General features: G+C 72.1%; 18 protein-coding genes. 14 read left to right on the forward strand and 4 right to left on the reverse strand.

The window, feature by feature from the left end:
- Positions 1 to 221: 221 nt before the first annotated feature.
- Positions 222 to 692: a hypothetical protein gene (locus tag QM517_RS01730; protein ID WP_283284714.1), complete on the reverse strand. Its 471-nt coding sequence runs from the start codon at positions 690 to 692 to the stop codon at positions 222 to 224.
- A gap of 99 nt (positions 693 to 791) precedes the next feature.
- Between QM517_RS01730 and mfd the strand changes: the two genes are divergently transcribed.
- Complete coding sequence (gene mfd / locus QM517_RS01735; protein WP_283284716.1) at positions 792 to 4,379, forward strand: transcription-repair coupling factor; 3,588 nt, start codon at positions 792 to 794, stop codon at positions 4,377 to 4,379.
- A gap of 16 nt (positions 4,380 to 4,395) precedes the next feature.
- Here the strand turns inward: mfd and QM517_RS01740 are convergent, their stop codons facing one another.
- A complete protein-coding gene (locus QM517_RS01740; protein ID WP_283284717.1) occupies positions 4,396 to 5,349 on the reverse strand; it encodes an NAD(P)-dependent alcohol dehydrogenase in 954 nt (317 codons plus the stop codon).
- A gap of 58 nt (positions 5,350 to 5,407) precedes the next feature.
- On the opposite strand from QM517_RS01740, the gene QM517_RS01745 reads away from it, so the two are divergent.
- The 3 genes from QM517_RS01745 to QM517_RS01755 all read left to right on the forward strand — a co-directional run bounded on the left by QM517_RS01745 (position 5,408) and on the right by QM517_RS01755 (position 6,748).
- Positions 5,408 to 5,872 carry a hypothetical protein gene (locus tag QM517_RS01745; RefSeq protein WP_283284719.1) on the forward strand — a complete coding sequence of 155 codons (465 nt, stop codon included), beginning with the start codon at positions 5,408 to 5,410 and terminating at the stop codon, positions 5,870 to 5,872.
- Entirely contained in the window at positions 5,872 to 6,087 is a 216-nt protein-coding gene (locus QM517_RS01750; RefSeq protein ID WP_077051863.1) for a helix-turn-helix transcriptional regulator, read from the forward strand. Before QM517_RS01745 ends, QM517_RS01750 begins: the two co-directional genes overlap by 1 nt.
- Positions 6,088 to 6,148: 61 nt before the next feature.
- A complete protein-coding gene (locus QM517_RS01755) occupies positions 6,149 to 6,748 on the forward strand; it encodes a gamma carbonic anhydrase family protein (RefSeq protein WP_283284721.1) in 600 nt (199 codons plus the stop codon).
- Between the two features lie 66 nt (positions 6,749 to 6,814).
- Here QM517_RS01755 and QM517_RS01760 read toward each other — a convergent pair whose 3' ends face one another.
- A complete protein-coding gene (locus QM517_RS01760; RefSeq protein ID WP_283284722.1) occupies positions 6,815 to 9,487 on the reverse strand; it encodes a phosphoenolpyruvate carboxylase in 2,673 nt (890 codons plus the stop codon).
- 320 nt (positions 9,488 to 9,807) lie between these two features.
- Between QM517_RS01760 and QM517_RS01765 the strand changes: the two genes are divergently transcribed.
- Together QM517_RS01765 and hisS are read left to right on the forward strand one after the other, a co-directional pair.
- Complete coding sequence (locus QM517_RS01765) at positions 9,808 to 10,398, forward strand: MazG family protein (protein ID WP_303655352.1); 591 nt, start codon at positions 9,808 to 9,810, stop codon at positions 10,396 to 10,398.
- 169 nt (positions 10,399 to 10,567) lie between these two features.
- Positions 10,568 to 11,815, forward strand: coding sequence for a histidine--tRNA ligase (gene hisS / locus QM517_RS01770; RefSeq protein WP_303655353.1), 1,248 nt, complete (start codon positions 10,568 to 10,570; stop codon positions 11,813 to 11,815).
- A 15-nt stretch (positions 11,816 to 11,830) separates the two neighbouring features.
- On the opposite strand, the gene QM517_RS01775 is transcribed toward hisS, so the two are convergent.
- Positions 11,831 to 12,688, reverse strand: coding sequence for a helix-turn-helix transcriptional regulator (locus QM517_RS01775; RefSeq protein ID WP_283284728.1), 858 nt, complete (start codon positions 12,686 to 12,688; stop codon positions 11,831 to 11,833).
- A gap of 124 nt (positions 12,689 to 12,812) precedes the next feature.
- Between QM517_RS01775 and QM517_RS01780 the strand changes: the two genes are divergently transcribed.
- From QM517_RS01780 to QM517_RS01815, 8 genes are all read left to right on the forward strand, one after another.
- On the forward strand, positions 12,813 to 14,255 hold the full coding sequence (locus QM517_RS01780; RefSeq protein ID WP_283284730.1) for an MFS transporter: 1,443 nt from the start codon (positions 12,813 to 12,815) through the stop codon (positions 14,253 to 14,255).
- A gap of 52 nt (positions 14,256 to 14,307) precedes the next feature.
- Positions 14,308 to 15,117, forward strand: a complete 810-nt coding sequence (locus QM517_RS01785; protein WP_283284732.1) for an SGNH/GDSL hydrolase family protein — start codon at positions 14,308 to 14,310, stop codon at positions 15,115 to 15,117.
- 88 nt (positions 15,118 to 15,205) lie between these two features.
- On the forward strand, positions 15,206 to 16,018 hold the full coding sequence (locus QM517_RS01790) for a cytochrome c oxidase assembly protein (protein ID WP_283284734.1): 813 nt from the start codon (positions 15,206 to 15,208) through the stop codon (positions 16,016 to 16,018).
- A 31-nt stretch (positions 16,019 to 16,049) separates the two neighbouring features.
- Positions 16,050 to 16,757, forward strand: coding sequence for an O-methyltransferase (locus tag QM517_RS01795; protein WP_283284736.1), 708 nt, complete (start codon positions 16,050 to 16,052; stop codon positions 16,755 to 16,757).
- A gap of 61 nt (positions 16,758 to 16,818) precedes the next feature.
- Positions 16,819 to 18,099 (forward strand): phosphopyruvate hydratase, encoded by a 1,281-nt coding sequence (gene eno / locus QM517_RS01800; RefSeq protein WP_077051855.1) that lies wholly within the window; start codon positions 16,819 to 16,821, stop codon positions 18,097 to 18,099.
- A gap of 172 nt (positions 18,100 to 18,271) precedes the next feature.
- Positions 18,272 to 18,880 carry an FtsB family cell division protein gene (locus QM517_RS01805; protein WP_283284739.1) on the forward strand — a complete coding sequence of 203 codons (609 nt, stop codon included), beginning with the start codon at positions 18,272 to 18,274 and terminating at the stop codon, positions 18,878 to 18,880.
- Positions 18,881 to 18,931: 51 nt separating this feature from the next.
- Entirely contained in the window at positions 18,932 to 19,450 is a 519-nt protein-coding gene (locus QM517_RS01810; RefSeq protein ID WP_283284740.1) for a DUF501 domain-containing protein, read from the forward strand.
- Positions 19,447 to 20,757, forward strand: a complete 1,311-nt coding sequence (locus QM517_RS01815; RefSeq protein WP_283284743.1) for a S8 family serine peptidase — start codon at positions 19,447 to 19,449, stop codon at positions 20,755 to 20,757. Before QM517_RS01810 ends, QM517_RS01815 begins: the two co-directional genes overlap by 4 nt.
- Positions 20,758 to 20,763: the final 6 nt, after the last annotated feature.

Raw genomic sequence — 20,763 nt, forward strand, 5'->3', positions numbered from 1 at the left:
CGCGGCGTACGCGGCGGGCGGAGCGGCGTATCCGTTCTGCGCGGCTTCGGCACGGGTGGCCGGCGGGGGGTTGTGCGGCTCGGGGGGCGGCGGTGTGCTGGTCACTGTGTCCTCCTGTGATCGTCGAGGGCATGCGGCACCCTCGTCCGGACAAGGCTATGGACCGGCCGGGGATGCGCTGTTCGGGGTGGACGAGCCCAGGCCCGACCCGCTAAGGCGCGTCAGACGACGGTGCCGGCGAGCCCGCCCGCTCCCGCGGCGAGGGCGATGAGCACGAGAGCGGCGAACACGAACGGTCCGAGGGCGGAGACGACGATCGCGGCGATGCCGGGACCGCGGCCCAGGTTCCGGGCGGTCGCCACGATCCCCATGACGAGCGCCGCGATACCGAGCGCCGTTCCGGACCAGAAGGCGACCTCGGCCACGAGCACGAAGTCGCGCACGGGCGAGAGCAGCCGCCAGTCCACGGACTGGCCGCCGCGGGCGACGAACTCGGCCCCCGCGCCCTGGGCGACCCGGAAGGAAGCGAAGCCCGCGATGCCGGATGCCACGACCCCGGCGAGGATCGACAGGACCAGGGCGGTCGCGCCCAGCGGTCGTCGCCTCGGCGTGGGCGGGGGAGGCGCGAGAAGCGTCCCGACCGGCGGGGCGGGGTGCGGGGAGGCGAATCCGGGCACGCCAGGCGAGGTCATGAGCCCACTGTACGACCCCGCCTCCGTCGCTCCCGCGGGTTGCTCCCCGGGAGCCGCGACACGAGCCGCATGTCGGTGCCCCCGCGTAGGATGTGTCGAGTGACAGTTCCCGGGATCGTGCGCGCCCTCGAGCAGGCTGAGTCGTACCGGGAGGCCGCTGCCGCGGCATCCTCCGATCTGTCTCTCTCCCTCGTCGACGGGCTCGATGCGCCCGTCATCGCCGGTCTTCTCGAGCATCGACGAAGCGCGGGTGCGCCGGGCGCGGTCCTCGTGATCGCGCCGACCGGACGCCGCGCGGAGTCGCTCGGGCCCGCCCTCGAGGCCGTGCTCCCCGGTGCGCAGGTGCTGCATTTCCCGGCGTGGGAGACGCTGCCGCACGAGCGCCTCAGCCCGAGCCCCGAGACGGTCGGTCGTCGCCTGGACGTGCTGCGCCGCGTCGCGGCCTGGGACGGATCGGTTCCGCTCGTGGTCACCGCCTCGGTCCGCAGCGCGCTGCAGCCGCTGGCGCCCGGTCTCGGCGACGTCGAGCCGGTGCACCTGCGCGTGGGAGGGCGCGGGCGGGAGCTCGAGGCGGTCACCATCCGATTGGTGGAGCTGGCGTATCACCGGGTCGACATGGTCTCGCGTCGCGGCGAGTTCGCCGTGCGCGGCGGCATCCTGGACGTGTTCCCGCCGGTCGCCGACCACCCCTACCGTGTCGAGTTCTTCGGGGACGAGGTCGACCAGATCCGCGCGTTCTCCGTCGCCGACCAGCGTTCGCTGCCCGGCGAGGTGTCCGAGGTCTCGCTCGTCCCGAGCCGCGAGCTGCTGCTCACCGCGGAGGTGCGCGAGCGCGCCGCCGAGCTGCGGGACGGCTACCCGGGGCTCCGCCAGCTTCTCGAGAAGATGGCCGAGGGCATTCCGGCCGAGGGCATGGAGTCCCTCATCCCCGTGCTCGTCGACGACCTCGTCACGATCGCGGACTATCTCCCGGGCGGAAGCGCCGTCGCGCTCGTCGACCCCGAGCGGTCCCTCGCGCGCGCCACGACGCTGGGCGACACCAACCGCGAGTTCCTCGAGGCCGCGTGGTCGGCCGCGACGGCGGGGGCCGACACCCCGGTCGACCTGGGTGCCGGTGATTTCGTGACGCTCGACGATCTGCACGAGATCGCGAGCGGTCGCGGCGGCGTGTGGTGGCGGCTGAGCGCGTTCGACTCGGGGGCGGTGGATGCCGAGGCCGAGGGCCTCGTCGTCGCCGACGACTCGGCCCAGCGGGTGAAGGCCGACCCCGTTCCGTCGTTCCAGGGCAACGTCGACGGGGCGACGGCCCACGTCGGGGCACTCCTCGCAGAAGGCTGGACCGTCGTGGTCACGGCATCCGGTCCGGGGCTCGTCGACCGTGCGCGTGACGTCCTGGCCGAGCGGGGGATCGCCGCCCGCAAGGTCGACGACGTGCACACCCCGCCCGAGCCGGGCGTCGCACACGTCGTGTGCGCGCCGCTGGAGCGCGGGTTCGAGCTGACGGAGATCAAGTTCGCGGTCATCACCGAGACCGAGTTCTACGGGCGGTCGGTCGGCGGCGACAACCGCGGGGCCAAGAAGCTCGCGTCGCGTCGGCGCAACGTCGTCGATCCGCTGCAGCTCAAGCCGGGCGACGTGGTCGTGCACGCCACCCACGGCATCGGCAAGTTCCTCGAGCTCACCCAGCGAGAGGTCTCCAGCGGCGGTCGCAACGCCGTGAAGACCACGAAGGAGTACCTCGTCCTGGAGTACGCGCCCGCGAAGCGCGGCTACCCCGGCGACAAGCTCTTCGTCCCCACCGACCAGCTCGATCTGCTCTCGAAGTACGTCGGCGGCGAGGCGCCCGTGCTGTCGAAGATGGGCGGCAGCGACTGGGCGGCGGCGAAGGGTCGCGCGCGCAAGGCCGTCCGCGACATCGCGGTCGAGCTGGTCAAGCTGTACTCGGCGCGGATGGCATCCAAGGGCTACGCCTTCGGTCCCGACACACCGTGGCAACGCGAGCTCGAAGAGGCGTTCCCGTTCGCCGAGACGCAGGACCAGCTGCAGACGATCGACGAGATCAAGGCCGACATGGAAAAGCCCATCCCCATGGATCGCCTGCTCTCGGGCGACGTCGGCTTCGGCAAGACCGAGGTGGCGGTGCGCGCCGCGTTCAAGGCCATCCAGGACGGCAAGCAGGTCGCGATGCTCGTCCCCACCACCCTCCTGGTGAAGCAGCACCTCGAGACCTTCGCCGAGCGCTTCGCCGGGTTCCCCGTGACGGTCCGTCCGCTCTCGCGCTTCCAGAGCGAGAAGGAGGCGAAGGCGACGCTCGCGGGCCTGACCGACGGAACCGTCGACATGGTCATCGGGACGCACCGCATCCTCACCGAGAAGGTGATCTTCAAAGACCTCGGCCTCATGATCATCGACGAGGAGCAGCGCTTCGGCGTCGAGCACAAGGACTCGCTCAAGAAGCTCAAGACCAACGTCGACATCCTCGCGATGAGCGCCACACCCATCCCGCGCACGCTCGAGATGGCGGTCACCGGCATCCGCGAGATGTCGACGCTCGCCACGCCGCCCGAGGACCGGCATCCGATCCTGTCGTACGTGGGTCCGCGCAACGACAAGCAGATCGCCGCGGCGATCCGCCGCGAGCTGCTGCGCGAGGGACAGGTGTTCTACGTGCACAACCGCGTCTCCTCGATCCAGCGGGTCGCCGCGCACCTCGCCGAGCTCGTGCCCGAGGCGCGCATCGTGGTCGCCCACGGCCAGATGGGGGAGCACGCGCTCGAACAGGTCGTCGACGACTTCTGGGAGCGCCGCGCCGATGTGCTCGTGTCGACCACCATCATCGAGACCGGCCTCGACATCTCGAACGCGAACACGATCATCATCGACCGCGCCGACAAGTACGGCCTGTCGCAGCTGCACCAGCTCCGCGGTCGCGTGGGTCGCGGGCGCGACCGCGCCTACGCGTACTTCCTGTACGACGAGATGAAGCCGCTGTCCGAGACCGCCGCCGACCGCCTCGAGACGATCGCGGTCAACAACGACCTCGGCAGCGGCATGCAGGTCGCGCTGAAAGACCTGGAGCTGCGCGGCGCCGGAAACCTCCTGGGCGCCGAGCAGGCCGGTCACATCGCGGGCGTCGGCTTCGACCTGTACCTCCGCATGATCGGAGAAGCCGTCGCCACCTTCCGCGGCGAGGACACCGACGGACCCACCGAGCTGCGCCTCGAACTCCCCGTCGATGCGCGCCTGCCCGAGACCTACATCGACAGCGAGCGCCTGCGCCTCGAGGCCTACCAGAAGCTGTCGGCCGCGGCATCCGCCACCGCCAAGGACGACGCGATCGACCTCGTGGTCGAGGAACTTCGCGACCGCTACGGCGAGCCGCCGACAGAGGTCGAGGGACTCATCGCCGTCGCGCGTCTGCGGCGGCGCGCCGCACAGGCGGGGCTCGCCGACGTCGTGGCGATGGGGTCGAACCTGCGGATCGCCCCGGCACACCTGCCCGACTCGATGCGCGTGCGTCTCCAGCGTCTCTACCCCAAGGCGAAACTGGTCGCGAACGGGGATGCCATGGTCGTCCCGCTCCCGCAGGACGCCGACGACGCGAACCTCATCGCCTGGGTCCGCCAGCTCCTCGACGCGCTCTGGCCGCTGCCGGCCGCGAAGGAATCGGAGGGCGCTTCCGCCTGATCGGGCGGCCACCCGCTCACGGGCGCACCAGGATGCTGCCCACCTTGTGTCCGGAGTCCACGCGGGCGTGCGCCTCAGTGATCCGGTCCAGGGGGAGCGTCGTCTCGATCACGGGCGTGAGGGTGCCCGCGGCGACCCGGTCGAGCAGGTCGCTCACGAGTTCCCGGCCCGCGCCGGCGGTTCCGGTGATCACACGCGACCTCCGCACGAGGGTTTCGGCGAGGGTTGCCGCCGCGAGGATCGCCCGCCCCTCGGCCGTGAGCAGGGGTGCGGCGGTGGCCGGGTGGAGGGCGCCGACGGTGTCGAAGACGACGTCGTACGGACCCGGGAGGTCGGACAGCGGAACCGCCGTGCGGTCCACCGCGTGATGGGCCCCGAGGCGCGAGAGCAGCGTCAGGTTCCCGGCGCTCGCCGTGGCCGTGACCTCTGCCCCGAGAGACCGGGCCAGCTGCACGGCGTGGGTGCCGACGGCACCCGCACCGCCGATCACGAGGACGTGCTCGCCGGGACGCACCCGCGCGCGGTCCCGGAGGAACCACAGGGCGGTGGTTCCTCCGAACAGCACGGCGGCGGCGTGGTCGTCGCTCACCCCGTCGGGGATCCGCACCAGGCGCCCCTCGGGGACGCTGACGTACTCGGCGTGCGCGCCCATGCGCATGTCGGTCATTCCGCACACGCGATCGCCAGGTCGCAGATCGGTCGTCCTCGGGCCCGTCTCGACCACGCGTCCCGACAGGGCCACGCCGAGCACCGGTCGACGGGGCCGCCGCACGCCCAGCGCGATCCGGGCGGGGACGCCGAAGCCCCGCGGGAAGCGCGCGCCGCGGATCCGGGCGTCGCCGCTGTTGACCGATGCCGCTGAGACGTCGACGACGACGTCGCCCCGGGCGGCGCGCGGGCGGGGGCGGCGCTGGATGCGGACGACCTCGGGCGATCCGTAGGTGTCGACGACGGCCGCGTTCATGTCCATGATGACTCCTGAGTGTCAAAGATTGTTGACACCGGATCGTGCCCGTTCTACGGTCGCTATGTCAAGTTTTCTTTACATGGAGGCCCCGATGTCGTTCGAGGAGCGCAACACCTGGGCGGGGCTGGTCGCCAGTGTCCCCGGGGTGATCGTCTACACGGTGTGGATGTTCGTGATCGCCCGGGACACCCCCGTCGACCGCATCGACTGGGTGTGGCCGATGGTCTCGACCATCGTCGCCAGCATCATCGTCGCGATCGCCGTGAGCATCGTGTGGGGGATCGTGCAGTCACGCCGCGATCCCGATACCGACCACCGCTCCGACGTGCGTGATCGCGAGATCGCCACGCAGGGCGACCGCGTCGGCCAGGCCTTCCTCGTGTTCGGGGGATTGGCGGCGCTGGTGCTGTGCGCCGTCCAGGCGCCCCTGTTCTGGATCGCGAATGCCGTGTACGCCGGCTTCGCCCTGTCCGCGATCATCGGGAGCCTCGCGCGGCTCGGCCTGTACTACCGGGGGATGCCGTGATGGCCAAGCCCACGCGCGTCACGAACACCATTCGCGAGCATCGCGAACGCGCGGGGACCACCCAGGCCGAACTCGCCCGTCGACTGGGCGTCACACGACAGACGGTCATCGCGATCGAGCAGGGGCGGTATTCGCCGAGCCTGGAGCTGGCGTTCCAGATCGCCGGCGAGTTCGGGGTCGGTCTCGACGCCGTCTTCGCCTACGACCGCGAGTGAGCGTGTCCTCGCCCCGGCCCGCGGGACTACGCTGACGGGCACCGACGGGAAGGACGCCGCCATGCGCTTCGCTCACCTCGGGGCCGAGCCCCGCATCCACCCCGACGCCGTCGTCGCCCCCACCGCGGTCATCAGCGGTGATGTGACGATCGGCCCCGGATGCCAGGTCCTCCACGGCGCGGTCCTCACGGCCGAAGGCAGCCGGATCGTGCTGGGGGAGAACACCATCGTGATGGAGAACGCGCTGCTGCGGGCGAGTTCCACCCACGCGGTGCACGTGGGCGCGCACACGCTCATCGGCCCGATGGCGAGCGTCGCGGGAGCCGACATCGGCGAAGAGGTGTTCCTGGCCACGGGCACCCGCGTCTTCAACGGAGCCGAGATCGGCGACCGCAGCGAAGTGCGCATCAACGCGATCGTGCACCTGCGCACCGTCCTGCCCGCCGAGACCGTCGTCCCGATCGGTTGGGTGGCCGTCGGCGACCCCGTGCAGCTGCTCTCGCCCGACCGGCACGACGAGATCTGGGCCGCGCAGAAGGAGCTCGACTTCCCCGGATACGTCTTCGGCCTCGACCGCGAGACGCCCGACCTCATGGTGCAGCTGACCGAACGCTACGGCCGCAGCCTCGCCCGGCACGCGCACGACCGGCCCCTCGACTGAGCGGGCCCCGGAGACGCGGAAGCGCCGACGTCCCGGAGGACGCCGGCGCTTGCAAGTGGGACCGGATCAGCCCGTGTTCTGCAGACCCGCGGCGACACCGCTCACCGACAGCAGCAGCAGGCGCTGGTGCTCGGCATCCGGGGTCGGGTCTTCCGCGTGGGTGTCGCGCAGCGCGCGCAGGGCGCGCAGCTGCAGGAGCGACAGCGCGTCGACGTACGGGCTGCGCATCTTCACCGCACGCTGCAGCACCGGCTTGTTGCCGAGCAGTTCGCCGCCGGTGATGCGCTCGACCCACGTGCGGGTGAGGAGCATCTCGTCCATGACGAGCTGGGCGAGGTCGTCCCGGTCGCCGAGGGCCAGGTAGCGGCGGGCGATGCGTTCGTCGGCCTTGGCGAGGCTCATCGCGACGTTGTCGATCATCGTGCGGAACAGCGGCCACTGCTCGTACGCGTCGCGGAGGCGCTGCTCGTCGCCGACGGCGTCGAGGGCGGTGCCGAGGCCGAACCATCCGGCGAGGTTGATGCGCGCCTGCGTCCACGAGAACACCCACGGGATGGCGCGGAGGTCTTCGAGCGACTCGACCGACAGCCCGCGGCGGGCGGGCCGCGAACCGAGTGCGAGGTGACCGAGCTCCTCCATGGGCGTCACGGTCGCGAACCACGGCGCGAAGCCGGGTGCCTTCACCAGCGCGAAGAACCGCTCGCGCGAGGCGACGTCCATCGTCGCCGCCACCTCGGCGAACGCCTCGGCCGCTCCGCGGTTGCGGCGTTCGATCGAGGGCGAGGATGCCGTGAGCACGGCCGCCGCGACCTGGTCGATGTGCCGCATCGCGATGTCGGGGTCGCCGTAGCGGGCGAAGATGACCTCGCCCTGCTCGGTGAGCTTGAAGCGGCCGTCGACAGAGTGCGGGGGCTGCGCGAGGATCGCGGAGTTGGCGGGGCCGCCGCCGCGACCGAGCGCGCCGCCGCGGCCGTGGAAGAGCGTCAGCTCGATGCCCTCGGCCTCGGCCCACGTGGAGATCTTCGCCTGCGCCTCGTACAGGGCGAGGTTCGCGGCGACCGGTCCGACGTCCTTCGACGAGTCGGAGTAGCCGAGCATGACCTCGAGGCGGCGGCCGGTGGCATCCAGGCGACGGACGAACGCGGGGTGCTCCACGATCTCGGCCAGGATGCCGGGGGCCGCCTGCAGATCGGCGAAAGTCTCGAACAGCGGGATGACGTCGAGCACCGGGAGCGCCTCGCCCGGACCCATGGCGTAGGACGCGAGCTCGTGGACGTTCGCGAGGTCTTCCGCGGATTGCGTGAACGACACGATGTAGCGGCCGGCCGCACGCGGCCCGAAGCGCTCCTGCACGTAGGCGACGGAGCGGAACACGTCGAGCACCTCGTCGGTCAGCTCGCTGCGCGCCCCGCCCGAGCGCAGCTCGGCGAGCACCTTGCGGTGCACGGCGGAGTGCTGGCGCACCTCGAGCTCGGTGAGGTGGAAGCCGTACGTCTCGACCTGCCAGATCAGGCGCTGCAGCGAGCCGTACGCCTGGCGGGCCGCGCCGGCGGAGACCAGCGAGTCCTGCACGGTGCGGAGGTCGGCGAGGAGGTGCTCGGGGTCGCGGTAGGCGAGGTCGGCGTTGCGCGTGCGCGTCGCGGCGATCTTGCGGGCGAGCAGCAGCAGGATCCGTCGGTGCGGCTCGGCGGGGGAGCGCTCGGCGATCTCGGCCGCGGCGTCCTCGTCGGCGGCGCGCAGCCGGTTCCAGAGCGCGAGCAGGGCGTCGCTGGGCGGGGTGGTCTCGGCATCCAGCGTCAGGCCGCGTCCGACCCGCTGGGCCGTGCGCTCGAGGCCCAGCAGGACGTGCTCGCTCGCGATCGCGGCGGCCTTGCGGGTGACGGATGCCGTGACGAACGGGTTGCCGTCGCGGTCGCCGCCGACCCATGAGCCGACGCGAACGAACGGCTTGACGATGGGGGCCTTCGCCCCGGCGTCCTCGCCCTGGAGGATGTCGTCGATCCGGCGGTAGACGCGCGGAACCGCCGTGTAGAGCGTCTCGTCGAACACCGCCATCACCGAGCGCACCTCGTCGACCGGCGAGGGCTTCTCGCGACGCAGCGGCGCGGTGCGCCACAGCGTGTCGATCTCTTCCAGCATGCGCCGCTCGGTGCGGCGGACCTCGCCCTCGTTCTCGGCGGCCGCATCGTGCTCGCCGAGCAGCTCGGACAGGCGGCGGATGCTCGTCGAGATCGCACGACGGCGGGCCTCGGTCGGGTGGGCGGTGAAGACGGGGTGGAACCGCAGCGACTGGAGGCGGGAGAGGGCGGTCTCCTCGCCGACCTCGCCGGCGAGCCGTTCGAACGCGGCCGCGATCGTGTCGGGCGTGCCGCCACGCGAGGGGCGGTCGCCGCGCTCGCGGAGGACGCGGACGCGCTGGTGCTCCTCGACGAGGTTGACGAGGTGGAAGTACGCGGTGAACGCGCGGGCGACCTCGTCGGCGCGGGCGATCGAGAAACCGTCGGCGATGGCCGCCGCGCGCTCGAACGCCTCGGGCGTCTCGTCGGTGTACGCCTGGATCGTCGCCGTCCGCAGCTTCTCCACGTCGTCGTACAGACCGGGGGAGCCGCTCTCGCGGAGCACCCGGCCCAGCAGGGAGCCGAGGAGGCGCACGTCGGCGCGCATCTGTTCGGGAAGCTCTTGGCCGGCTTCGAAGCGGCCCACGAGGTCGATGGCCTCGGTCGGGGTCAGTTCACGCACACGCCCCAGAGTAGTTGCGTCACGTTGCGGCCATGTCACACGGTACATTTCGCCCCGTCGTGGGAGCACGACGCAGGAGATCCTCCGGGCGGGAGGGGCGGATGCCGCAGGATTTCGCGTGGCCTCGGGTGGCGGCATCCGGAATCTCCTTCGTTGTGTCGCCCCGGGCCCGGTACGTCGTCGGCGCGCTGGATCCGCCGGATCGTGCCCGGCGTCGGCGTGCGCGACCCCGCACCGGGGGATACTCGGGGCAGTGGCGCGCCGGTGCCGCAGGAGGAGGGACCGTGAGCGACGACGCGCTGCGCGAGGCCGCCGAGACGATGCGTGCCGTGCGCGAACGCTGCGCCTGGACGCAGACGATCGACCATCGCGACCTCGTGCCCTACCTGGTCGAGGAGAGCGCCGAGGTCATCGACGCCGTGGAGTCCGGCACCCGCGCCGACCTGCGGGAGGAACTCGGCGACCTGCTGTGGCAGGTGCTGTTCCACGCCGAGATCGCCGCCGGCGACCCCGAGGATCCGTTCGACATCGACGACGTGGCTCGCGGGCTGACCGAGAAGATGGTGCGCCGCCACCCGCACGTGTTCGGCGACGCCGTGGCATCCACCCCCGAGGAGGTGCTCGTGCACTGGAACGCGGCGAAGGCGGCCGAGAAGCGCGACCGCACGAGCGTGCTGGACGGGGTCTCGGCCCACATGCCCTCGCTCGCTCTGGCGCAGAAGGTGCTCGGCAAGGCCGCGCAGGTCGGCGTCGTCGCCGGCCGCCCGCCGCTCGCCCCCGCTGACGAGTCCGAGCTCGGCGACGCGCTCCTCGCCCTCGTGCAGCTGGCCCGCGAACACGGCTGGGACGCCGACCGCGCCCTCCGGTCCCGCCTCCGCGCCCTGTCCGCCGAGGTGCGGGCGGCGGAGTAGTCGCGTCGAATCCATACGTTCGGGTCGAACGCACACATCCGTGCCGTCCGCACCGTGTGCGTTCGGGCGGATCGTGTGCTTTCGGCGCCGGCTCGCGTCCGCACCGCGCGGGCGCCGCGCGGGAGCCTGGAACAATGGGACCGTGGCATCCGTGAACCCGCCGCGCGGCATGCGCGACTTCCTCCCCGCTGACAAGGCCCGTCGTGAGCGCGTGCTCGCCGTCATCCGCGAGCGCTACCGCGCGCACGGCTTCGACGAGATCGAGACGCCGGTCATGGAGGAGTACTCGCGTCTGCACGCGGGCATGGGCGGCGACAACGAGAAGCTCTCGTTCAGCATCCTGAAGCGGGGGATGGATGCCGAGGCGATCCGCGCCGCAGCCGAGGATCCGGCGGCGCTGGCCGACCTCGGGCTGCGCTACGACCTGACGGTGCCCCTCGCCCGGTTCTACGCGACCAACCGTGCGCAGCTGCCGACGGTGTTCCGCGCGATCCAGATGGCGCCCGTGTGGCGTGCCGAGCGGCCCCAGAAGGGACGCTACCGCCAGTTCGTGCAGTGCGACATCGACATCATCGGCGACGCCTCGTCGCGCGCCGAGGCCGAGCTCATGACCGCGAGCCTCGATGTGCTCGACGCGCTCGGGCTCGAGGGCGGCGTGATCCGGGTGAACGACCGTCGGGTCCTCGACGCGATGCTGGACGTGTTCGGGTTCGCCGCCGACGAGCGCCCGGGCGTGCTCATCACGATCGATAAGCTCGACAAGGTCGGTCCCTCAGGCGTCGTCGCCGAACTGCGGGAACGCGGAGCCGCCGCCGCGGCCGTCGACGCCTTCGAGGCCTACCTCGGTCGGCCCGCGGGGACCCCGACCTTCGACGACGCGGGCATCCGGTCGGCGTTGCCCGACGGCATCCCGGACGACATCGTCGATCACCTCGTCGCCCTCGGCGACACCGTCGCCGCCGCGCGCGGCGTCGAGGCCCCGCTGCGGTTCGACCCGTTCCTGGTCCGTGGCATGGGGTACTACACGGGCACGATCTTCGAGCTCGCCCACCCGAGCGTCGACTACTCCCTCGGCGGCGGAGGTCGTTACGACGGCATGATCGGGCGCTTCCTCGGGCAGGACGTCCCGGCCGTCGGCTTCTCGATCGGCTTCGAGCGGATCGTGGATCTGCTCCAGGATGCCGCGGACTCGGGCGAGCGATCCCTCGTCCTCGTCCACGACCGCGACGTCCCGTTGTCGACCCTGCTGCGCCTCAAGGCCGCACTGGTGGCGGAGGGTGCCCGGGTGCGTCTGGAGCAGCGGCCGAAGAACCTCAAGGCACTGCTCGAGCGTTCCAGCGCCGACGGCTACACGACGTTCGCTGCGGTGCGGGCCGACACCACGGTCGAGTCGCTGGAGATCAAGCCCCTCGACTGACCCGCGCGTCGCGCGTCACGCGACCGCGCTGATGAGCGCCTGGTCGGGGTGCTCGGCGGCGAGACGCTCCAGACGCGCCGCGGTCGCGGCATCCCGCGGGGCGAACCACACCACGCGCGAGCCCAGGCTCTCGTCGACCCACAGGCTCGACATCTCGAGGTGCAGCTCTCCGACGCGGGCGTTCACGAGATGCTTGACCGCGTTGCGCTCGCCGCCGACGTCCCCCCGGCTCCACAGCTCGGCGAAGCGGGGCGAGGTCTGTTCGAGCTCGGTGAGGAAGCGCTGCCACGTCGGCTCGTCGTGGTGGCGACCGTAGGCGGACCGGAGGCGCGCCGCCATGCGCCGCTGTGCGTGGTCGAGGTCGACGTGCGCGCGCTGCCACGTGTCGTCGGTGAACAGCAGCACCGCGCAGTTGCGCCGTTCGACGGGCATCTCGTCGAGGTCGTCGAAGAGGTAGCGGTACGCGCGGTTGTAGGCGCGGATCTCGAAGCGCGACGTCTGCAGCGCCGCGGGGTAGGGCAGCAGCTTCTCGAGCAGATCCAGGTGCGGGGTGTCGACGCACGCCCGCGCCACGCGCTCGGGGCGGGGCAGGTCGGCGAGCGCGAAGAGGTGGTCGCGCTCGTCGTCGGTGAGACGGAGGGCACGGGAGATGGCGGAGACGACCTGGGCGGATGCCGCGATCGGGCGCCCCTGCTCGAGCCACGTGTACCAGGTCAGCCCCACGCCGGCGAGCTGCGCCACCTCTTCGCGCCGGAGTCCGGCGACGCGGCGGCGCGTGCCGTCGGGCAGGCCGACGTCGGACGGCTGCAACCGCGCGCGGCGGCTGCGCAGGAAGGCGGCGAACTCCGCGCGGGCGTCGTCGGATCGGGTCATGGCGTCTCCTTCCGTCGTGAGCATAGGCGCGGTCGCCGGGGGGAGACGGCCGGAGAGAGGTGCTTCCAGTACCAGGATGAGCAGGCTCCTGGTACCAGGATGCCGCACCCCTCATGCTGGCATCATGACGACCTCCGCTCGACCCGGCACCGGCGCGACCCCCGTGCCGGGAGACACCGCGCCCGCGGTCCCGACCTGGCGCTACATCGGGTTCCTCCTCGGGCCCGGAGTCGGCACGTTCGCGTTCAACGCGGTCACCGTCATCCTGCCGACGCTGCGCGAACGGTTCGGGGCGGACGACGTCTCGCTCGAGCTCGTCATCGCCGGGTACGGCATCCCGTTCGCGGTGTTCCTGATCCTCGGTGGTCGCTTGGGTGACCGCTTCGGTAGACACCGTCTCTACACGGTCGGCATGGGGCTGTTCCTCGTCTCGGCGGTCGCGTGCGCGCTGGCGCCGTCGGTGCAGACCCTCGTGGCCGCGCGCGTCGTCCAGGGGCTGGGGGCGGCACTGTGCACCCCGCAGGTGCTCGCGACCATTCAGGCGACCTCGCGCGGCGCGGCCCGCACGCGGGCGATCGCCGCGTTCGGCGCGAGCGGCGGGATCGGATCGGCGGTCGGGCAGGTCGCGGGCGGTGCGCTCGCTGCGACGAGCTTCGGCGTCGTCGACGGCTGGCGGGCGGTGTTCGTCGTCGTGGCGCTGGTCGCCGCCGCCGCCATCGCCCTCGCGCCGCTCGCCCCGCGGAGCCGATCGCACGAGCACGTCGCGATCGACCTGGTGGGCACGGCCGCGCTCGGTGTCGGCATCCTCGCCGCCTCCGTCGCCCTCACCTTCGGGCCGGCGTGGAACTGGTCGTGGCCCGTGCTCGGGGCCCTGGTCGTCTCCGCCGTCGCGCTGGTGGCGATGTGGCGGCACCAGGATGCCGTGGAGCGGAGCGGACGCGTACCGCTCCTGCCGCCGAGCGTGCTGCGCCTGCGCCCGTTGCAGCTCGGTCTGCTGTCGGCGGCGCTGTTCTTCGCCGGCTACTCGGCTCTGCTGTACGTGTTCCCGCGGGCCGTGGAGCACGGCGGGATGACGTCCCTCCAGGCGGGTTTGGCGCTCCTGCCGTTCGCGGTGGTGTTCGCGGTGGTGTCGCTCACCGTCGCCCGGGTGCAGGCGCGGCTCGGCGACGCGACGCTGGCGTGGGGCGTCGGGGTGCAGCTGGTCGCCCTGCTCGCGATGACCGGAACCGTCGTGCTGGCCTGGGGGCCGGACATCGGTCTGTGGCTGCAGCCCGCACTGGTGCTCCTCGGCGCCGGGCAGGCGCTGATCTTCTCGCCGCTCACGCAGCTCGTCGTGCGCGAGGTCCCCGTCCGGGCCGCCGGCCTCTCGGGCGGCATGTTCAGCACCGCTCAGCAGCTGGCGCTGTCGTTCGGGGTGATCGTGATCGGCGGGGTGGTGTCGTTCACGGGTGTCGTCGGCCGTGACGAGCTGCTGGCGGGGCTCGCCCTCGACGTGCTGCTCGCGGCGGCGGTGCTCGTCCTCGCCCTGGTGCTGCGGGCCCGCGGGCGTCGGCACCTCGCCGACTGAGCCGGGGTCTTCGCGTCACCCGCCGTTCACCGCGGCGAGGTGGGATGTCGGCATGCGCAGGCGTCGGCCGATCACCGTCACCGTGGCATCGTCGGTCGCGGTGCTCGGTACCGCCGCGGTGGGGGTGCGGACCCTGATCGCCCGCCAGGCGGCGATCGCCCGTCGCCGTATCGGCAAGCCGCTCGGGGAGCAGGCGCTGGATGCCGACCGGGTGTGGCGGCGTAAGAAGCACGCGGGCGCGCCGGTGGAGCTGCTCCTCCTCGGCGATTCCATCGCGGCGGGCCTCGGAGCCGGTCACCGCCGCGACACCCTGGGCGCGCGGCTCGCGAAAGGGATCGCACGCGTCGAGGGGCGTCCGGTGCGGCTGCGGACGGCCGCCGTCGTCGGCTCGGAGACCTCGGCGCTCGCACGGCAGCTGGCGGCCGTCCCCGAGCCGTACCGCGCCGACGTCGCGGTGATCGTGGTGGGCGGCAACGACGTCACGCACCGGATCCCCGCGTCCCGCGCCGCGGGGCAGCTCGAACAGGTCGTGCGCGACCTCCGGGATCGCGGCATCCCCGTGGTGGTCGGGACGTGCCCCGACCTGGGAACGCTCCGCGCGATCCCGCAGCCCCTGCGTGCGCTCGCCGCACGGTCGTCGCGGCAGCTCGCCGCGGCGCAGGCCGCCGCGGTGCACCGTGCGGGCGGACGTGTCGTCGCCCTCGCGCGTGCGGTCGGACCGGTGTTCGCCGAGCGCCCCGACGAGATGTTCAGCGTCGACCGCTTCCACCCGAGCGCGCTCGGATACCGCCGTACCGCCGACGCCCTGCTGCCGGCGGTCCTCGCCGCGCTGGAGAAGCACCGCGTCCCGGCAAACGCATAGCCGCCGGGCCTACCGTGCTGCCACGCCTCCTCTGCATGTCCTCTTCGCCACTTGGCACGCCGCGCCCGTCCCGCTCGGCGTGCTGCTCGTGGCATCCATCGCCTACATCGTCGGGGTGGTCCGCGTGCGGCGCCGCGGAGAAGCATGGCCGGTGCTGCGCACGATCGGCTTCTTCGGGCTCGGGCTCGCACCGTACGCGGTGATCGAACTGGGCTTCCTCGGGACGTACTCGTCGGAGCTGCGCTGGGCGTTCTCGACCCGCATCGCGCTGCTGATCTTCGCGGTCCCCGCGGGTGTCGCGGCGGGGCGTCCGCTCGAGCTGTACTCCCGCGCGACCGGCGATCGCGGCCGCGCGCGCCTCGAGCGACGGCTCGCGACCCGGATCGTGCGGATCACCGGCAACGCGATGGTCGCCACCGTCGTCATCGCCGCCGTGTTCTGCCTGTTCCTCACGCCCGTGGCCGGTATCCTGCGCGTGAACCCGGTCATCGAGGCGTCGCTCGGCGTCGTCGTGCCGCTGGTGGGCCTGGCGATGGTGCTGCCGATGATGGCGCTCGGCGCCGTCCACACGGGGACCTTCATCGCCATCGAGTTCCTGCTCGCGTTCGTCGAGCTCCTCATCGATTCCGTCCCGGGCCTGCTCCTGCGCCTCAACGACACGGTGCTCGACCTGATCCCGGATGCCGCGCGGGCGGTGTCGTGGTGGCCCTCGACGCTGCACGACCAGCATCTCGCCGGCGACCTCATCTGGTTCATCGCCGAGTTCGCCGACGTCCCGATCCTCGTGATCCTCATGATCCGGTGGATGCGGACCGACCGGGCCGAGGCGAAGACCTTCGACGACCTCACCGACGAGGAGTACGACGAGATGACCCGCGCCCACCTCCACCGACCCCGTTGACCCGCGGGCCGCGCCTCGTCAGGCTGGGGGAGTGCCCACACACGACGACGTCGACGCGTTCCTCACCGACACCCTGATCGGGCGCGATCCCGCCCTGGATGCCGCGCTCGCCGCGCAGCAGGAAGCGGGGCTCCCCGCGATCGAGGTGTCCCCGGTCAGCGCGAAGCTGCTCCACCTGCTCGTGCGGATCAGCGGGGCGCGGCGCGTGCTGGAGATCGGCACGCTCGGCGGATACTCGACGATCTGGCTCGCCCGCGCCCTGCCCGAGGGCGGTCGGGTCGTGACGATCGAGGCGGAGGAGCGGAACGCCCGCCTCGCCCACGACAACCTGGCGCGTGCCGGGGTGGCCGACCGGGTCGAGATCCGGGTCGGCCGGGGTCTCGACGTGCTCCCGACCCTCGTCGGCGAGGAGCCGTTCGACCTCGTCTTCATCGACGCCGACAAGGAATCGAACCCCGGGTACCTCGACTGGGCGGCGCGCCTCGGGCGCCCCGGGACGGTGGTCGTGCTCGACAACGTCGTCCGCGCCGGCGCCGTCGCCGACCCGCCCCCCGGCGACACGAAGGTCGCGGGCGCGAGGGCGGGCGTCGTGATGCTGGGGGAGGACCCCCGTTTCGACGCGACCGCCCTGCAGACGCTCGATTGCAAGGGGTGGGACGGGCTCGCCCTGGCCCTCCTGACCGACGCCGTGGCATCCGGGCCCGATCCTCGCCCCACACGCTCCGACCGCGATCACTAGACTCGACCACGGACCGACGACGCTCCGCTCTCTTCCACCCAGAACCAACGAGGAGTCCTTCGTGGCACTTATCGAGGCTGTCAACGCGCGCGAGATCCTGGATTCGCGCGGTAACCCGACCGTCGAGGTGGAGGTGCTCCTCGACGACGGCATCGTCCAGCGCGCGGCCGTCCCCTCCGGCGCGTCCACCGGCGCGTTCGAGGCCTACGAGCTTCGCGACGGCGACAAGAGCCGCTACAGCGGCAAGGGCGTCCTGAAGGCCGTCGCCGCGGTCGTCGACGAGCTCGGCCCCGCGATCGAGGGCGTCGAGGCCAGCGAGCAGCGCATCATCGACGAGATCCTCATCGAGACCGACGGCACCGAGAACAAGTCGCGCACCGGCGCGAACGCGATCCTCGGCGTCTCGCTCGCCGTCGCCAAGGCCGCCGCCGACAGCGCCGACCTGCCCCTGTTCCGCTACCTGGGCGGCCCGAACGCGCACCTGCTTCCCGTGCCGCTGTTCAACGTGATCAACGGTGGCGAGCACGCCGACAACGGCATCGACTTCCAGGAGTTCTTCCTCGCGCCCATCGGCGCCGAGACCTATGGCGAGTCGCTCCGGTGGGGCACCGAGGTCTACCACGTCCTCAAGGGCGAGCTGAAGTCCGCGGGCTACAACACCGGTCTCGGCGACGAGGGCGGCTTCGCCCCCGACCTGCCCAGCAACCGCGAGGGTCTCGACTTCCTCATCCGCGCGATCGAGAAGGCCGGCTTCACCCCCGGCCAGGACATCGCCGTCGGCCTCGACGTCGCCGCCACCGAGTTCTACAAGGACGGCGTCTACACCGTCGAGGGCAAGGAGTGGAGCGTCGACACCCTGGTCGACTACTTCGCCGACCTCGTCGCGAACTTCCCGATCGTCACCATCGAGGACGCCCTCGCCGAGGACGACTGGGACGGCTGGAAGAAGCTCACCGACGCCATCGGCTCGAAGGTCCAGCTCGTCGGCGACGACCTGTTCGTCACCAACCCCAAGCGCCTGAAGCAGGGCATCGACCTCGGTGTCGCCAACTCGCTCCTGGTGAAGGTCAACCAGATCGGCACGCTGTCCGAGACCCTGGATGCCATCGCCCTCGCGACCCGCTCGGGCTACACCTCGATGCTGTCGCACCGTTCGGGTGAGACCGAGGACACCACGATCGCCGACCTCGCCGTCGCCGTGAACGCCGGCCAGATCAAGACCGGTGCGCCCGCGCGCAGCGAGCGCGTCGCGAAGTACAACCAGCTGCTGCGCATCGAGGAGGACCTCGGCGACGCCGCCGTCTTCGCCGGCCGCTCGGCGTTCCCCCGCTTCAAGGGCTGAACGCACCCGCGCCAGAAGGGGGGAGCCGATCGGCTCCCCCCTTCGTCGTTCGCGGGGCCCGGCCGAGGGGATGCCGTGAGCCCGGCGCGTCATCCGGGCGACGGTGTCCCGCGACGTAGAGTGGGATACCGGCCGTCGCGGGCAGCGCCGCGGGTGCGAGGAAGGAGACGTCGTGGATCGACCGACGCTCCCGTCCCCCCGCGGACGGAGCGAGGCGCCGGCACCTGCCGTGGCGAAGCGCCGGCGTACGCGTGCCGCGCGGGAGTCGACCCCGCGTCCCGCCGGTCCGACGCGGACCCGTCCGGCCGCGCGCCGCGTCGACGTCCGTGAGTGGCTCGGCGGCCTGCGCATCTCGGGGTTCGTCGTCATCATGCTGGGTCTCGTGGTGCTCGGCACCTTCGTGCTCGTCCCGACGGTGGGCACGTATATGGACCAGCGCCAGCAGATCCAGGCCCTGCGCAGCGCCGTCGCGCTCAGCGAGAGCGAGGTCGCCGACCTGCAGTCGCAGCGCGAGCGATGGTCGGATCCCGCGTACATCACCACTCAGGCGCGCGAACGGCTGTACTACACGATGCCCGGCGAGGTCGTGTACCTGATCGACGACGACCTGCCCGCATCGGCGGCCCCGCAGGAGCAGCAGGACGTCGTGCAGGAGGTCGGCCAGACCCGGACCGACTGGATGTCGCAGCTCGTGCGGTCGGTGACCTCGGCCGGCGCCGCGCAGGTCGCGGTTCCGGGCATCGGCGTGCCCGACCCCGCCGCGTCGACACCGGCTCCCTGAGCGAGGACCGCCCGATCGGTGCCGCGGACACCGCCGGGTACCCTGGATACGATGAGCACCCCGCCCCTGCCCCCCGCATCCGACGCCGACCTCGACGTGCTGCAGTCGCAGCTCGGTCGTGTCCCGCGCGGAGTCGTCGGCATCGCGGCGCGGTGCGTCTGCGGCAACCCGACCGTCGTCGCCACGTCTCCGCGGCTCGACGACGGCAGCCCCTTCCCGACGTTCTACTACCTCACGCACCCCGCGGCCACGGCGGCGATGTCGGTGCTCGAGGCGGGTCACGTGATGAAGGAGTTCTCCGACGAGCTCGCCGCCGACGACGAGCTGCGCGCCGCCTACGGGGCGGCGCACGAGGCGTACCTGCGCGACCGCGCGGTGTACGGCGAGCCCGAGGAGATCGCGGGGATCTCGGCCGGGGGGATGCCCACGCGCGTGAAGTGCCTCCATGCCCTGGCGGGGCACGCCCTGGCGGCGGGTCCCGGCGTGAACCCCATCGGCGACCTGGCCCTGTCCCGCGGCACCTGGTCGCCGGAGCGCTGCGAGTGCGAGACTCCCGGGGCGGGCGGATGAGACGCGTCGTCGCGGCCGTGGCATCCGTCGTCGTGGGCGTCGTGGTGCTGACGGGCGCGGCGACCACCCCGACTCCCCAGGATTCCGTCGACCCCGTCCGCGCGTCGGAGTACTGGCTCGATCAGTACGGCATCACGGAGGCGTGGAAGACCACCCGCGGCGCGGGGCAGAAGATCGCGATCATCGACACCGGTATCGCCCGCGGCCCGGTCGAATTCTCCGGTGCCGTCGTCGGCGGCACCGACGTCTCGGGAGTCGGAGCCGCCGACGGGCGCACCCCGGTCGGCGCGGTCGATTCCAACCACGGCAGCTGGGTGGCCTCGCTCGCCGCGTCGCGGGGCACGGGCGACGGCAAGGGCATGATCGGAGTCGCCCCGGATGCCGAGCTCCTCTCGATCTCGGTCGGCTTCGGCTCCGTCACCTCCAAGTCGTTCACCGAACAGATCGTCGACGCGATGCACTGGGCCGTCGACCAGGGGGCGACCGTCATCAACATGTCGCTGACCACGAACACCCTGGACTGGGACCCGAGCTGGGACGAGGCGTTCCAGTACGCGTTCGACCACGACGTGGTCGTGGTCGTGGCCGCCGGCAACCGGGGGAGCGGCACCTCGCGCGTCGGTGCGCCGGCCACCATCCCCGGGGTCCTCGCCGTCGGCGGCGTCGACCCGTCGGGCACGGCCAGCAACGACGCCTCCACCCAGGGCATCACCATCGGTCTCTCCGCGCCGAGCGAGCGTCTGCTCGGCGTGTCCGCCGACGGCTCGCTGGTGCAGTGGAACGGGACGAGCGGCGCTGCGCCCATCGTCTCCGGCATTGCGGCGCTGGTCCGCGCCGCACATCCGGACCTGAATGCCGACAACGTGCTGAATCGGCTGATCCGCACCGCCAAGTCCGCCCCCGGCGCGGGGTCGGGTCAGGACCCGCTCTACGGATACGGACTCGTCGACGCCGCGGCCGCCGTGTCGTCGGTCTCGGCGCCGTCGGTGTCGTCGAATCCGCTCGGTGACCTGGCCGAGTGGGTGCGGCTCTACCGACGGGCGAACGCCCCCGCGCCCACCGGTGCAGCGACGTCCGCACCGGTGGAGATCCCGGCGCTCCCGCCGGTGGAGTCCGCGCCCCGCGCGTCGTCGCCGCTGCTGCCGACCCGCGACAGCCTGCTCTACGGGACGCTGCCGCTCGCGGGCGCGACCCTCGCCGCTATAATGATCACGCTCGGCGTCAGTGCTGCTGCCCGGCGTATCCGTAAGGCGCGCATTTCTCGCGAGCCGAGCCGCACCACAAACCAGGAGTCTCTTCCATCGTGACCAGCA

This window comes from Microbacterium sp. IEGM 1404, assembly GCF_030056775.1.
Taxonomy (GTDB): domain Bacteria; phylum Actinomycetota; class Actinomycetes; order Actinomycetales; family Microbacteriaceae; genus Microbacterium.